Source organism: Pseudooceanicola sediminis, from assembly GCF_003575965.1.
GTDB lineage: Bacteria > Pseudomonadota > Alphaproteobacteria > Rhodobacterales > Rhodobacteraceae > Pseudooceanicola > Pseudooceanicola sediminis.
In genome coordinates this window covers 161360-174999 of the sequence record NZ_QWJJ01000005.1, presented here as the reverse complement: position 1 = coordinate 174999, position 13640 = coordinate 161360, and the positions used below count along the sequence as shown (strand labels likewise).

General features: G+C 66.9%; 13 protein-coding genes and 1 pseudogene. 6 read left to right on the top strand and 8 right to left on the bottom strand.

Features of this window, described 5'->3' with window-relative positions; translation table 11 throughout:
- Nucleotides 1–30 precede the first annotated feature (30 nt).
- Nucleotides 31–2673, top strand: a complete 2643-nt coding sequence (locus DL237_RS07215; RefSeq protein WP_119398381.1) for a DUF4175 domain-containing protein — start codon at nt 31–33, stop codon at nt 2671–2673.
- A gap of 293 nt (nt 2674–2966) precedes the next feature.
- On the opposite strand, the gene DL237_RS20830 is transcribed toward DL237_RS07215, so the two are convergent.
- Together DL237_RS20830 and DL237_RS21065 are read right to left on the bottom strand one after the other, a co-directional pair.
- Nucleotides 2967–3257, bottom strand: coding sequence for a hypothetical protein (locus tag DL237_RS20830; RefSeq protein ID WP_233544893.1), 291 nt, complete (start codon nt 3255–3257; stop codon nt 2967–2969).
- Nucleotides 3258–3650: 393 nt separating this feature from the next.
- Nucleotides 3651–3746: pseudogene (locus DL237_RS21065) on the bottom strand (zinc-ribbon domain-containing protein); the annotation flags it as partial.
- 342 nt (nt 3747–4088) lie between these two features.
- On the opposite strand from DL237_RS21065, the gene DL237_RS07205 reads away from it, so the two are divergent.
- From DL237_RS07205 to DL237_RS20970, 5 genes are all read left to right on the top strand, one after another.
- Nucleotides 4089–4766: a cell division ATP-binding protein FtsE gene (locus DL237_RS07205; protein WP_119398379.1), complete on the top strand. Its 678-nt coding sequence runs from the start codon at nt 4089–4091 to the stop codon at nt 4764–4766.
- Entirely contained in the window at nt 4763–5668 is a 906-nt protein-coding gene (locus DL237_RS07200) for a cell division protein FtsX (RefSeq protein ID WP_119398378.1), read from the top strand. Before DL237_RS07205 ends, DL237_RS07200 begins: the two co-directional genes overlap by 4 nt.
- Nucleotides 5665–6423 (top strand): lysophospholipid acyltransferase family protein, encoded by a 759-nt coding sequence (locus DL237_RS07195; protein WP_119398377.1) that lies wholly within the window; start codon nt 5665–5667, stop codon nt 6421–6423. The genes DL237_RS07200 and DL237_RS07195 overlap by 4 nt, the downstream gene beginning before the upstream one ends.
- Nucleotides 6392–6997 (top strand): pyridoxamine 5'-phosphate oxidase family protein, encoded by a 606-nt coding sequence (locus DL237_RS07190; protein WP_119398376.1) that lies wholly within the window; start codon nt 6392–6394, stop codon nt 6995–6997. Before DL237_RS07195 ends, DL237_RS07190 begins: the two co-directional genes overlap by 32 nt.
- Before the next feature lie 185 nt (nt 6998–7182).
- Nucleotides 7183–8067: an intradiol ring-cleavage dioxygenase gene (locus DL237_RS20970; RefSeq protein WP_119398375.1), complete on the top strand. Its 885-nt coding sequence runs from the start codon at nt 7183–7185 to the stop codon at nt 8065–8067.
- 99 nt (nt 8068–8166) lie between these two features.
- On the opposite strand, the gene DL237_RS07180 is transcribed toward DL237_RS20970, so the two are convergent.
- The 6 genes from DL237_RS07180 to odhB all read right to left on the bottom strand — a co-directional run bounded on the left by DL237_RS07180 (nt 8167) and on the right by odhB (nt 13639).
- Nucleotides 8167–8979 carry a glycosyltransferase family 2 protein gene (locus tag DL237_RS07180; RefSeq protein ID WP_119398374.1) on the bottom strand — a complete coding sequence of 271 codons (813 nt, stop codon included), beginning with the start codon at nt 8977–8979 and terminating at the stop codon, nt 8167–8169.
- A 104-nt stretch (nt 8980–9083) separates the two neighbouring features.
- Nucleotides 9084–10478: a dihydrolipoyl dehydrogenase gene (lpdA, locus tag DL237_RS07175; RefSeq protein WP_119398373.1), complete on the bottom strand. Its 1395-nt coding sequence runs from the start codon at nt 10476–10478 to the stop codon at nt 9084–9086.
- Between the two features lie 137 nt (nt 10479–10615).
- A complete protein-coding gene (locus tag DL237_RS07170; protein ID WP_119398372.1) occupies nt 10616–11026 on the bottom strand; it encodes an MAPEG family protein in 411 nt (136 codons plus the stop codon).
- Nucleotides 11026–11415 (bottom strand): MAPEG family protein, encoded by a 390-nt coding sequence (locus DL237_RS07165; protein WP_119398371.1) that lies wholly within the window; start codon nt 11413–11415, stop codon nt 11026–11028. The genes DL237_RS07170 and DL237_RS07165 overlap by 1 nt, the downstream gene beginning before the upstream one ends.
- Complete coding sequence (locus tag DL237_RS07160; RefSeq protein ID WP_119398370.1) at nt 11412–11645, bottom strand: hypothetical protein; 234 nt, start codon at nt 11643–11645, stop codon at nt 11412–11414. Before DL237_RS07160 ends, DL237_RS07165 begins: the two co-directional genes overlap by 4 nt.
- A 461-nt stretch (nt 11646–12106) precedes the next feature.
- A complete protein-coding gene (gene odhB, locus DL237_RS07155) occupies nt 12107–13639 on the bottom strand; it encodes a 2-oxoglutarate dehydrogenase complex dihydrolipoyllysine-residue succinyltransferase (protein WP_119398369.1) in 1533 nt (510 codons plus the stop codon).
- Nucleotide 13640: the final 1 nt, after the last annotated feature.

Below are 13640 nucleotides of genomic sequence, written 5' to 3'. Positions count from 1 at the left end.
GATCCCCGCGCTGACCCATCGGGACGGAGCATGGCTGAGCAGACCCATTACACCGATACGTTGCGCCGCCTCAGGTGGCCGCTGACCCTGACCTTCCTCGGCCTGCTGGCGGAGCGTATGGCGCGTGCCTTCTGGCCGCTGTGGTCGATCTGTATCGCGGTCCTGGCGCTGCTGATGCTGGGCGTACAGGATTCAGCCTCGGTCGAGGTGGTCTGGGGCTTTGCCGCAGTCTCGGTGATGGCGGCCCTGGGGGTGCTGATCTACGGTGCGCTGCGGTTTCGGTTTCCGCGCCGCAGGGAGGCGCTGGCGCGCCTCGATCAATCCCTGAAAGGGCAGCCTCTTCAAGCGCTTAGAGATGGGCAGGCAATCGGCGCCGCCGACGCTGGGTCAACTGCGCTCTGGGCGGCGCACCAGCGCCGGATGGCGGACCGTGCCGCCAGCGCCAGGCCTGTCGAACCCGACCTCAGGCTGGCATCGCGCGACCCGTTCGGGTTGCGCTATGTCGCCTTGCTAGGGCTTATGGTGGCCCTGTTGTTCGGGTCTTTCTGGCGGGTCGGCAGCGTCGGGGGCATGACGCCGGGCAGCGCGAACGCGGCCGCCGGACCGAGCTGGGAGGGCTGGGTGGCCCCACCCGCCTATACCGGTTTGCCGACGATTTACCTGTCAGATATTCGCGATGAAACACTGACCGCGCCCGAAGGGGCACTGGTCACATTGCGGCTTTATGGCCCCGAAGGACGGCTGTCGGTGGCCGAATCCGTCTCGGGGCGCATCGGAGAATTGCCGCCGGCGACCTCGGCTGCACAGGAATTCAGCGTCATGCAAGCCGGCGACCTGTCGATTGACGGACCCGGCGGGCAGGCGTGGCAGGTGGCGCTGATCCCCGATGCGGCGCCCGAGGTCGACATAGAGGCGCCGGGAGAGGCGACCGTGGATGGCCAGATCTCGATCCCGTTCAGCGCCCGCGACGACTATGGCGTCGAGGCCGGGCGCGCGGTGATCGCGCTGGACATGGCGGCGCTGGATCGCCGCTATGGCCTGACCATCGAGCCGGAGCCGCGCGACCCTATCGAGGTGGCGCTGCCGATGCCGATTTCAGGCAGCCGCACCGAATTCAACGAGGCGCTGATCGAGAATTTCTCTCAGCACCCCTGGGCGAACATGCCGGTCAAGGTCAAGCTGACGGTCGAGGATTCACGGGGCCAGACCGGGCATAGCGAAGATTTCGCCATGATACTGGACGCCCGACGCTTTTTCGACCCGGTGGCCGCGGCGCTGATCGAAATGCGCCGCGATCTGCTTTGGAACCGCGACAATGCGGCCCGCACGGCGCAGGTGATGCGCGCGATCACCTGGTCTCCGGAGGGGCTGTTCTCCTCTGAGACCTCATACTTGCGGGCGCGGGCCCTGATGCGACGGATCGAGGCGATTTCGACCTATGGCCGGTTGAGCGATACCCAGGTGGGCGAGATCACGCAGGCACTGTGGGATCTGGCCGTCGAGCTGGAGGACGGCGATATCGACGACGCCCGCGCCCGGATGGAGCGTGCGCAGGAGCGTCTGAGCGAGGCGATGCGCAACGGCGCCTCGGACCAGGAAATCGCCAAGCTGATGCAGGAGTTGCGGGACGCCACCGAAGACTACATGCGTCAGCTGTCGCAACAGGCCGCGCGGGAGTCCGAGCAGAACCCGGATCAACCGCCGATGAACATGGATAATGCGATGCAGATGAACCAGGACGATCTGCAACGCATGATGGACCGCATCCAGGAGCTGATGGAACAGGGCCGCATGGCCGAGGCGCAAGAGGCGCTGCGAGAGCTGCAACAGATGATGGAGAACATGAAGGTCACGCAGGGGCAGGGTGGCCAGGGCCAGCAGAGCCCGGGTCAGCAGGCCATGGAAGGGCTTTCGGAAACCCTGCGCAATCAGCAGGGCCTGTCGGACGAGGCGTTCCGCGAGCTGCAGGATCAGTTCAATCAGCCCGGCCAACAGGGTCAGCAACAGGGCCAGCAGGGGCAGAGCCAGCAGCAGGGCCAGGGTCAGCAACAGGGCCAGGGTCAGCAGCAGGGGCAGCAGCCCGGTCAGCAGGGCCAGGGTCAGCCGGGTGAGCAACAGGGCCAGCAACAGGGTCAGCGCCAGGGCGGCGAGCAAGGCGGGGGGCAAGCCAGCCCCGACGCGGGCACGCTGGCGCAACGTCAGCAGAACCTGCGCCGCGAGCTTGAGCGCCAACGCGGCAACCTTCCCGGCGATGGTACCGCCGAGGGACGTGCCGCGCGCGAGGCACTGGAAGACGCCGATCGTGCGATGCGCGGGGCCGAGGGCGCCCTGCGCGAGGGCGATCTGGCCGAAGCCATCGACCAGCAGAGCCAGGCCATGGAGGCGCTGCGCGAAGGCATGCGCCAGGTTGGCGAGGCGATGGCCGAACAGGATCGCCAGATGGCCGGACAACAGGGCGAGGCCGAGGGCAACACTGGCGGGCAGAAGAACGATCCGCTTGGGCGCAACGCCGGGACCAGCGGCAACCTGGGCAACGACCGCGAGATGTTGCAGGGCGAAGACGTATATCGCCGCGCCCGTGATCTGCTGGACGAGATCCGCCGCCGCTCTGGCGATACGGCCCGCACCGAGGACGAGCTGGATTATCTGCGCCGCCTGCTGGAACGGTTCTGACGCGAAGCGCTGGTTTTGCGCCGCCTGCGTGCCTGCCGCGGGACATACCCACCCGAGTTGCGGCGGAGCAGGGCGGGCTAAGGACAGATCTGGATGGCGGGATCAGGCTGTGTCAGCGCCCTCGTAGGCTGGCGGTCGCCGGGGGCTGGTCTTGTCCGAGACATGCGCGGCGGGCCTGTGGGCCGCGCCGCGATCGTCCGTTGCCCGGTTCACAATCGGTTCAGGCCGCTGCGCGGGCGGCGTGGGGCAGAGGCGGGGCGCCGCCGTCCCTGTGGAGGAGGTGGTGCGCGGGCCTAGGCGCGGAACAGGCCGACGAGAGCCTGTAGGTGCGCGTCGAGCCAGAAACGCCCCTGGTCGAGCGTGGCTGTAAAACTGTCGATCGCGGGTGTCGTCTGTGGCAGCGACAACCGGATACGATCCGCATTCAAATAGACAAAGAGCATGAGCAGCGCGGCGACGACCGGCACGGCCAGTCCGATGCGGAAATTCCGGCGCTGCCGCGCGCGATCCTGCGCGGACACCGTGGGCTGCGCGCCTTGGGAGGGCGAGCGCAGGGTCGAGTTGATCTCTTCGACATCAGGCAACAGGTCGGCCCGCGACGCCGGGCGGTGTGTCACGGCACCCGGAGTCGCACCAAGGCGCGCCGTCCGCGCCTGTGCCTCGGCCAGGCGGCGGGCATTGTCATCGCCGCTTGGCGCTTGGGGCGGAGTTCTGGACGGCGTTTGGAGTGGGGCAGCAGGGCGCGCGGATGCGGTGGTGGCCGCAGTTTGCCCGGCTTCGCGTGCGCGGACACGGGCTTCATGCTCGGCCTCTTCGCGCAGCAGGTCGCGGATTCCAGGATCAAGCTCTCGGCGGCGGGGGGGAGGCGCCGAGGGGTCAATGGCCTGCGAGCCCCCGTCCCCCTGAGGTATCTCGTCCCCCCGGGGCATCTGCAGGGGGCCATCCGACCCGGCGGACGCAGGTTGAAACCACGTTTCGCCACAGGCGGAACATTCGACATCGCGCCCGGCAGCGGGGATCGCCGCGGTCGGAACTTCGTATTGTGCGCTGCATCTTGGGCACGTTAGCCGCATTCTGCCCCCTTGGACTGGCGCCGTTCACACGGTCCGGATTGCTGCCACTGACCGGCCCCGGCCACCGCGGGGCCTGGCCCGCTGCGACGATCCGTTCCGGGCCGCCGTGGCCTGGTGTTGCAGGCCCGTGTCCCGGGCCTTTTGTCTTGGGACCGCATCGTGGGCCGGTATCGTGGGCCTGCAACGTGGGTCTGGATCGAGGGCCAGGGTCGTGGACCTGTATTTTGCGCTGTAGCATATGTCCTTAACCCTTAGCGGAAAAGTGCTATTTCCGCAGGGTCCGCCGATTGAAAGACCGGGCGTCCTGATGCAAAAGGAAACACCAATCCCCGGGGGTCATCTGTGATCGAACTCGACAATCTGGCCTACAGCTACGGCGGCGGGGAACTGCTGAGCGAGATTTCGCTGCGCCTTGCGCCCGGCTCGTTCCATTTTCTGACCGGGCCATCGGGTGCGGGCAAGACGACGTTTCTGAAATTATGCTACGGTGCGCTGATCCCGACGGCGGGGCGCGCGATGCTGTTTGGTCAGGATGTGCGCGAACTGGGGCGCGATGACGTGGCGCTGCTGCGGCGCCGGATCGGCGTCGTGCATCAGGATTGCCAGTTTCTGGACCACCTGCCGCTGGCGGAAAACATCGCGCTGCCGCTGATGGTGTCGGGCCGCGACGTGGCGGCCGAGGCGCAGAACCTGGACGATCTGATCGCGTGGTGCGGTTTGTCGCATCGCCGCAACGCCCTGCCGCCGGAATTGTCGGGGGGCGAGCGGCAGCGGGCCGCGCTGGCGCGGGCCGTGATCATGAGCCCGGAGGTGATCCTGGCGGATGAGCCCACGGGCAACGTCGACTGGGAGATGTCGCAACGCCTGCTGCAATTGCTGGTGGAGCTGAACAGGATGGGCAAGACGGTGATGATCGCGACGCACGACCTGTCGCTGATCCGGGCCGCCAAGAGCCAGGTCCAGACACGGGTTCTGCGCATCGCGAACCGGCGGCTGCAATTGGCGGGGGCGGACCTGTGAGAGCGGTTCTTGTCATCCTGGCGGATTTGCTGCGCGGCGATACGCAGGCCGATCGGGTCGTGCCACCGACCGGCTTTACCGCGCGGCTGACCCTGTTCGCGGCGGCCGCGATGACGTTCCTTGCGGTGTTCGCGCTGGCGCTGTCGCTGGCGACCGGCCGCCTGGCCCATAACTGGAGCACGGAACTGGCCCGCAGCGCGACATTGCGTATCTCGACATCGCAGGATCAGGTGGCGGCGCAGACGGCGGCGGCCCTGCAGGTTCTGCAAACCACCGAAGGGGTGGCAAGTGCGCGCGCCCTGAGCGAGGCAGAGCAGCAGGCCCTGCTGGAACCGTGGTTCGGCCCGGATGTGCCGATTGCGGATTTGCCGGTGCCGCAGCTGATCGAGATCATAGAGACCCGCAAGGGCTATGACGCGGAGGGCCTGCGCCTGCGCCTGGCGGCCGAGGTTCCGGGCGCGGTGCTGGACGATCACACCCGATGGCGGCGGCCGCTGGTGCGCGCGGCATCGCGAATCCGCGCCATGGGTCTGCTGTCGCTGGGTCTTATCGGGGGTATCATGGCCGCCATGATCACCCTGGCCGCCCATTCGGCGCTGGCCGCCAACGCGCAGGTCATCGCGGTTTTGCGACTGGTGGGCGCGCGGGACGATTTCATCGCCCGCGCCTTTGTGCGCCGCTTTACCCTGCGGGCGATATCGGGCGCGATCCTGGGCCTCGCGCTTGGTCTCGGGGGGATTTTGCTGCTGCCGTCGGCGCAGCCTGAGGGCGGATTCCTGACTGGCCTGGGATTTCAGGGGTGGGGCTGGATCTGGCCCTTTCTGTTGCCGCTGCTGGCCGGTGCCGTGGCATTCTGGGCAACGCGCCGGGCGGCACGGCGCATTCTGCGGGGGCTGGCATGATGATCGCGCTGCACTATGTCCGATCAGTGATCTTTATCGTGCAGATGTATCTGGCGATGCTGGTGGCGGGGGCGGTGTTCCTGCCCTGGGCCGTGGTCAGCCGGCAGGGGGCCTATTCCGCGGTGCGCTTTTACAGCCGCTACGTGCGCTGGTCCTTGCGCCTGATCTGCGGCCTGCAAAGCGAGGTGCGGGGCACGGTCCCCACGGGCGAGGTGGTGATCGCCTCAAAACATCAGAGCTTTCTGGACATCATCATGATCGTCAGCGTGGTGGACCGGCCCAAGTTCATCATGAAGAACAGCCTGCGCTACATGCCGATCCTGGGGTGGTACGCGCTGCGTATCGGCTGTGTGTCCGTGCGCCGGGGCCACCGGGCCGAGGCGATCCACGCGATGATGGATGCGGTGCACGACGGCAATGCGCCGGCGGGTCAGTTGATCATCTTTCCCCAGGGGACCCGCGTGGCGCCGGGGGCGGTGTTGCCCTACAAGGTCGGGGCGCTGGTGATCTACGAGGAAACGGGACAGAGTTGCGTGCCGGTCGCCGCCAATGTGGGGCTGTTCTGGCCAAGGCAGGGAATGCTGCGGCGCCCCGGGCTTGCGATTATCGAATTCCTTGCGCCGATCCCCCCGGGTCTGGATCGGGCGCGCTTTCGCGCCACGCTGGAACAGGTGATCGAGTCGCGGTCAAACGCGTTGATGCTGGAAGGGGGCTTTGCGGCCAATGAACTATCTGCAATCGACAGAGGCGCTTGAGGCGCTGTACGGCAAACCCGGTGCGGCCGCCCTGCGCAAGGTCGCGCACCGTCTGACACCGGAATATCGCGCCTGGATCATGGCATCGCGGTTCTGTGTCGTCTCGACCGTGGGGCCCGAGGGCGCAGATGGCAGCCCCCGTGGCGATGATGGCCCTGTGGTGCGGGTGCTGGATGACGACACGCTGGCCATGCCCGACTGGCGCGGCAACAACCGGTTGGACACGCTGCGCAACATCGTGCGTGATCCGCGCATTGCGCTGATGTTCATGGTGCCCGGATCCGCCAATGCCGTGCGGGTGAACGGAGCAGCGCGCATAACCGACGATGCCGATCTGCGGGCCAGTTTCGAACGCGAAGGCCGCCAGCCGGCCACGGTGATCATCATCAAGATCCACGAAATCTATAGCCAGTGTGCCCGGGCCATCATCCGCGCGCGCCTGTGGTCGGGCGAGGACGAGAGCGGCGATTTGCCCACCGTCGGCCAGATCCTTGCCGCGATGACGGATGGCGAGGTCGGCGGACAGGAGTACGACAGCAGCTGGGCCGCACGCGCCGCGCGCACGATGTGGTAACGCCCCAAGACAGCTGACGCGCCGGGGGCTCCGTCCGGCTGGGGGCAACCGGGATGCGGCAACCGGGATGCGGCGAGAGGCGGCAGAAAGCCGCTGCCAGCCCGGCGGATCACACGCAAAGGTGCGACGGAAGTTATCGTGCGCTGCGTATCATAGGGCAGACAGACCGAAGAAGGACGTTTGCCATGTCATCCGCGACACCCCCCGATCAAGATCGCCGCAAGCTCTTGCGGTTCCTCTCCCTATCGCCGGTGGCGCTGATGGGGGTAGGCAGCTTTGCTTCGGCGACGCGCGCCCAGGCGCAGGCGGCCGGGTTGATCAGTGCCAATGTCTGCATGGTGCAGACCGAGGTTACGGAGGGTCCGTTCTATATTGACCCCAAGCTGGTGCGCCGCGATATCACCGAAGGCCGCCCCGGTGTGCCGATGCGCCTGAACCTTCAGGTGGTGACCAGTGATTGCGTGCCCGTGCCCGGTGCCCGGGTCGACGTCTGGCATTGCGACGCCGCCGGGATCTATTCCGGCGTGACCAACATGGGCGCCGAGGATACCACGGACCAGACCTTTTTGCGCGGCACGCAGAACACGGGTGACGACGGCATCGCCGTTTTCGACACGATCTATCCAGGATGGTACCGGGGGCGCACGACGCATATCCACTACAAGGTGTTTCTGGACGAGCAGACCATTCTGACCAGTCAGATCTTTTTCCCCGATGCGCTGTCTGCCTATCTGTTCCGCTCCGTGCCGCCCTACAATGAACGGGGGGCAACGCGTGACACGATGAATGGCAGCGATTCCATTGCGCGCGCAGCGGGCGCCGGGGCCTATGCGGCGATTCGCGAACAGCCCGAATACTATGATGCGTCGCTGGTGGTGGGGATCAACCCCGACGCGCGCTCGACCTCCGGGATGGATGGTTCTGGCGGACCGGGCGGGCAGCAGCCGGGTGGGACGCGGCCTGCGGGCCCGCCCCCAGGTGGCGCGCCGGATGGCATGGAGGGGCCGGGCGGCCCCGCCCCATCGGGCGCCGAGGGGGGCGATCCGACCCTGCCGGGCGTTGCGGAGTAGGGCAGCGCTGCGGACCTGTTTTGGGGTGCGGGCCTGCTTGGTTGCGGGCCTGCTTAGTTGCGGGCCTGGCCGGTTGCAGGCCTGGCCCGACGGCGCGGATCAGGCGCGGTCCTGCTGCCAGGCCGCGACGAAATCGTAATACGAAAGACCGGGCGTGGCGCTGTTGGTAAAGGCGTGGTTCAGGCGATCCTTGTCCCGAAAGACCTGCGCGCAGCGGGCGCGCATCGCGTCCGGGATGTCGCCTTCCCCGGCCTCTATCTGGGCGATGTGGCGTTGGTAGGCCAGCCCGACGCGGCGGGCGAAGGTGCCATCGGCGGTGGCGCTGTCCGGGTTGAGATTGAGACAGTAGCGTGCCTGCCCCAGTGGGGCGGTGCCGCCAAGACGCGCCAGCAGCTCGACGGCGTGGCGCACATCCTGCGACGGCTGGTTGGTAAAGGGGCGGGCCTGATGGCGTTCCAGCACCGGATGATAGCTGGCTCCGGTCGCGCCGAAATCCTCAAGCGACAGGGTGAAGCCGTCGCGGCGCGGCAGTTGCATCAGTTCCTTGCCGTCGCTGTAGACCGAGGTCAGGCCGAATGCCGCGCCGTGGCGCCGCGCCAGTGGCACCAGCGCGGCAAGATACCCCGGTGACCAGGTGTCATCGGCATCCAGGTAGGCAATGAAATTGCCGCGGGCCTGGGCCAGTGCCCGGTTGCGGGCCGGCCCGGCACCGCTGCGCACCGGCCCGACCGGCGTGAACGCCAACATGGGATCCGTGAACCGTGTCGCGTAGTCCTGGCCATCGTCCGAGGCAATGATCACCTCGACCTGGTCGGGGGGCAGGCCGCATGTGCGGATCGAAGCGAGCGCGGCCGGCAACGTGTCCGCGGCCCGGTAGGCGGGAATGATCACGGTGACATAGGGCAGCGACATCGCAGTCCTCTCTCCGGTCGACAAAGGGCCCCGAGGCGTACGCCACGGGGCCCTGAGAAAGACTATGCAGATACTGCGGCAGGTTTAAACCCGCAGGCGGCCGATCACATGTGAATTGGGCCGTCGCCGCAGGCCAGCGCCGCTTCGCGAACCGCTTCGGAGAAGGTCGGGTGTGCGTGGCAGGTCAGGGCAAGGTCTTCGGCAGAGCCGCCGTATTCCATCGTCACGCAGACCTCGTGGATCAGGTCGCCCGCGCCGGGGCCGATGATGTGCGCCCCCAGGATACGGTCGGTTTCCTTGTCGGCCAGCAGTTTGACAAAGCCGTCGCCGGCAAAGACGGCCTTGGCGCGCGCGTTGCCCATGAAGGAGAACTTGCCGACCTTGTAGGCGCGGCCTTCGTCCTTGAGCTGCTCTTCGGTCTTGCCGACCGATGCGACCTCGGGGTGGGTGTAGATGACGCCGGGGATGACGCCATAGTTGACGTGCCCGGCCTTGCCCGCGATGACCTCGGCCACGGCCATGCCTTCGTCCTCGGCCTTGTGGGCCAGCATCGGGCCGATGATCGCGTCACCGATGGCATAGACGCCCTTGATGTTGGTGGCCCAGTGATCGTCGGTCTTGACCTGTCCGCGCTCGGTCATCTCGACCCCGAGATCCTTGAGGCCAAGGCCGTCGGTGAAGGCACGACGCCCCGTGGCGACCAGAACGACATCGGCGTCGAGCTGGTGTTCGCTGTCGTCCTTGCGCAGCTTGTAGGTCAGCTTGGCCTTGGACTTGGTCGCTTCGGCGCCTTGCACGGCGGCGCCCATGATGAACTCCATGCCCTGTTTCTTGAGCATTTTCTGGAAGGTCTTCTGGACTTCGCCATCCATGCCGGGGGTGATCTGGTCGAGGAATTCGATCACCGTGACCTCGGTGCCGAGGCGGGCGTAGACGGAGCCCATTTCGAGGCCGATGACACCGGCGCCGACGACGATCATCTTTTTCGGCACCTTGGGCAGCGACAGCGCACCGGTGGAATCGACCACCACGCCAGCGTCGTTGTCGACGTCGAGACCGGGCAGGGACGAGGGGACGGAGCCGGAGGCGACGATGATGTTCTTGGCGTCGTGGGTGTCGTCACCGACTTTCACCTTGCCGGCCTCGGGGATCGACCCCCAGCCCTTGATCCAGTCGATCTTGTTCTTCTTGAACAGGAATTCGATGCCCTTGGTGTTGGAGTCGACGACGGACTGCTTGTAATCCTGCATCGTCGGCCAGTCGACCGAGGGGGATTTGCCCTTGAGGCCCATCGTGGCGAAGTTGTGTTCGGCTTCGTGCAGCTGGTGGGTGGCATGCAGCAGCGCCTTGGAGGGGATGCACCCCACGTTGAGGCAGGTGCCGCCGAGGGTTTCACGCCCCTCCACGCAGGCGGTTTTCAGGCCGAGCTGGGCGCAGCGGATGGCGGCGACATAGCCGCCGGGGCCTGCACCGATCACGATGACATCGTATTGGGCCATTTGGGTCTCCTTCGGGTCGGTTTCCGGCGTCGGTATCACGTCGGTATTGGAACGGTTTCTGGGCGGTCCGGGAGGGGGCGCTGCCCCCGTCAGCCTGTGGCTGACTCCCCCCGGGATATTTGGAACAGGGAAACGGATCAGAGCAGGGCGGTGATCAGCATGAGCGTGGTCGCGGTGAGGCCTGCGAGCCAGATCAGGCTGCGCCAGGGCACCCAGCCAAAGGCATAGGCGGGGATGTAGAGGATGCGGGCCGCGAGGTAGAGCGCGGCGCAGGCGCGGGTGAGCGGGGTGGAGGCGTCGAGCAGGGAGACGGTGAGGACCGCGATGGTGAACAGGATCAGCCCTTCGAAGTGGTTGTTCATGGCGCGGTAGAGGCGGCCCGTGACCGGGCTGACCTGATCCATCAGCGGTTTTTCCATGCGCCCGGGATCGCGGGGCGAGGTGGTCTTGCCGCGCCCGAGTTCGAGATTGGCCGGCACGGCCATCAGGATGATCTGCAGCACCTGGAGCAGGCCCGCGAGGGCGAGGATCTGGAGTTCGTTCGGCATCAGACGAACGCCGCGATGATCATGGCGAGGGTGGCGGCGAGGCCGAGCGTGTAGATCAGCGAGCGCCAGGGAGCCCAGCCGTAGAGATAGGCCGGGATGTAGAGGGCACGGGCCGCGACATAGACAAAGCCGCAGATCGCGGTGAAGGTACTGGCCTGGCCCGAGAGCGTGACGATGACCACGGCGGCGATGAAGGGGCCGAAGTTTTCGGTGTGATTGGACAGCGCGCGGCGCAGGCGCTGCGTGGCGGTGGAGAGGGGCGGCAGGTCATCGCGGGGCGAGGCATTGGCCTCGGGTCCGACATCGCGGTTGAAATAGGCTTGCGACAGGCCGATGAGGACCACATGGAGCAGGACGACGAGCGCGAGGGCGATGAGTTCGGGAGTCATAGCGTCTCCAGGAAGTGATGCTCTGACGGGGCGTGTCCGAGGGATGCGGCCTTGTCGAGCCAGGCCTTTGCCCGCGTCGCGTCGTTCACCGAGAACAGGGCCCAGTGGCCACCGGTGTCGTCGCGCCAGAGCTGGAGCTGGGTCAGACCGGCGGCGGCGCGGTCTTCGGCGCCCGCGTCATGGGCGGCCTGGTCGAAACTGTCGTGGCGCAGAAGCAGTTGCCTGGTCATGGGTGAGCCTTCCTGTCTGATAGCGTCATGTTAGGCGACGTCCTTGGAGCGGTCGACAGGGAAGGTAACGTCGCGGGCGGATGTTTCCACCGTTGAGGGGCTGGCGTTGAGAGGCTGGCGTTGAGGGGGGCAGGGTCATGCGACAGCCCCGGGCTCTCGGCAGGGTGGGACCGCAGGTTGCCAGGCGCGGCCGGGCGTGCGGCATCTGCGGCAGGCCTGTCGGGGCGTGAGGGGGCGCTGTGGAACATGGGCCGGGATCTCTCGGGCGGCGCGGGCCGCCGGGCTTTGCGGGCTGGTGCCTTGCAGGCTGGGGCTGGGCAGGCTGGGGCTGTGCGGGCGGGTGCGGTCGGGCGGGTGCGTGCGGGTCATTTGGCATCGGGCGGGACATGGGGGAGGTGCGATGTGCCGATGTCCGACCCGGGCAAGGGGGGCCGGCCCGCTGGGGGCCGGCCGGTCTGTCTTTACAGGTCCATCAGCAGGCGACGGGGATCTTCCAGCGCTTCCTTGACGCGGACGAGGAAGGTCACGGCGCCCTTGCCGTCGACGATGCGGTGATCGTAGGACAGCGCGAGGTACATCATCGGGCGGATTTCGACCTTGCCGTTGATCGCCATCGGGCGGTCCTGGATCTTGTGCATGCCGAGGATGCCGGACTGCGGCGGGTTCAGGATGGGCGAGGACATGAGCGAGCCGTAGACACCACCGTTGGAGATGGTGAAGGTGCCGCCCTGCATTTCCGCCATCGACAGCTTGCCGTCCCGGGCGCGCTTGCCCTTTTCGGCAATCGCCTTTTCGATGTCGGCAAAGGACATCTGGTCGACGTCACGGATCACCGGCACGACGAGGCCCTGGGGCGTACCCGCCGCGACGCCCATGTGGACGAAGTTCTTGTAGACCACGTCGGTGCCGTCGATTTCGGCGTTGACGTCCGGCACTTCCTTCAGCGCATGCACGCAGGCCTTGGTGAAGAAGGACATGAAGCCGAGACGCACGCCGTGCTTCTTTTCGAACATGTCCTTGTACTGGCTGCGCAGGGCCATGACCTCGGTCATGTCGACCTCGTTGTAGGTCGTCAGCATGGCGGCGGTGTTCTGCGCCTCTTTCAGGCGGCGCGCGATGGTCTGACGCAGGCGCGTCATCTTCACGCGTTCCTCGCGGGCGGCATCGTCGGCGGCGACGGGTGCGCGCGGCGCGGCAGAAGCCGGGGCCGGAGCGGATTTTGCGGCAGACAGGGCCTTGGCGACATCGTCCTTCATGATGCGGCCGTCCTTGCCCGAGCCGCTGACCTGGTCACGGGAAAGACCCGCTTCGGCCATCGCCTTTTTCGCCGAGGGCGCGTCCTCGACGTCCTTGCCCGAGCTGGCGGCGGGTGCCGGGGCTTTGTCGTCGGCTTTCGGGGCGTCCGATTTGGGTGCGGCCGCGGCGCCGTCGCCCGAGGACATCTCGGCCAGCTGGCCACCGGCTTCGACGGTGGTGCCTTCGGCGGCCATGATCTTGGTCAGCACACCCGAGGCGGGGGCGGGGACTTCGACCGAGACCTTGTCGGTTTCCAGTTCGCAGAGCATTTCGTCAGCGGTGACGCTGTCGCCCTCTTTCTTGAACCAGGTGGCCACGGTCGCTTCGGAGACGGATTCGCCAAGCGTCGGGACCATGACGGCCACGGTTTCGCCCTTGTCAGCGGCGGCGGGGGCGCTGTCGGAGGACTCCTCGGCCTGGGCGGAGGCCTTGGGCTTGGTCTCTTCCGGGCCGGCGTTGCCTTCTTCGGCGATGTTGCCGAGCAGGGCGTCGACGCCGACCGTATCGCCTTCCTTGGCGACGATTTCGGACAGCACGCCCGCGACGGAGGCGGGCACTTCGACGGTCACCTTGTCGGTTTCCAGCTCGCACAGCATTTCATCAACGGCCACGCTATCGCCGGGCTTCTTGAACCAGGTCGCGACGGTGGCTTCGGTCACGCTTTCGCCCAGGGTGGGGACTCGGATTTCGGTGCTCATT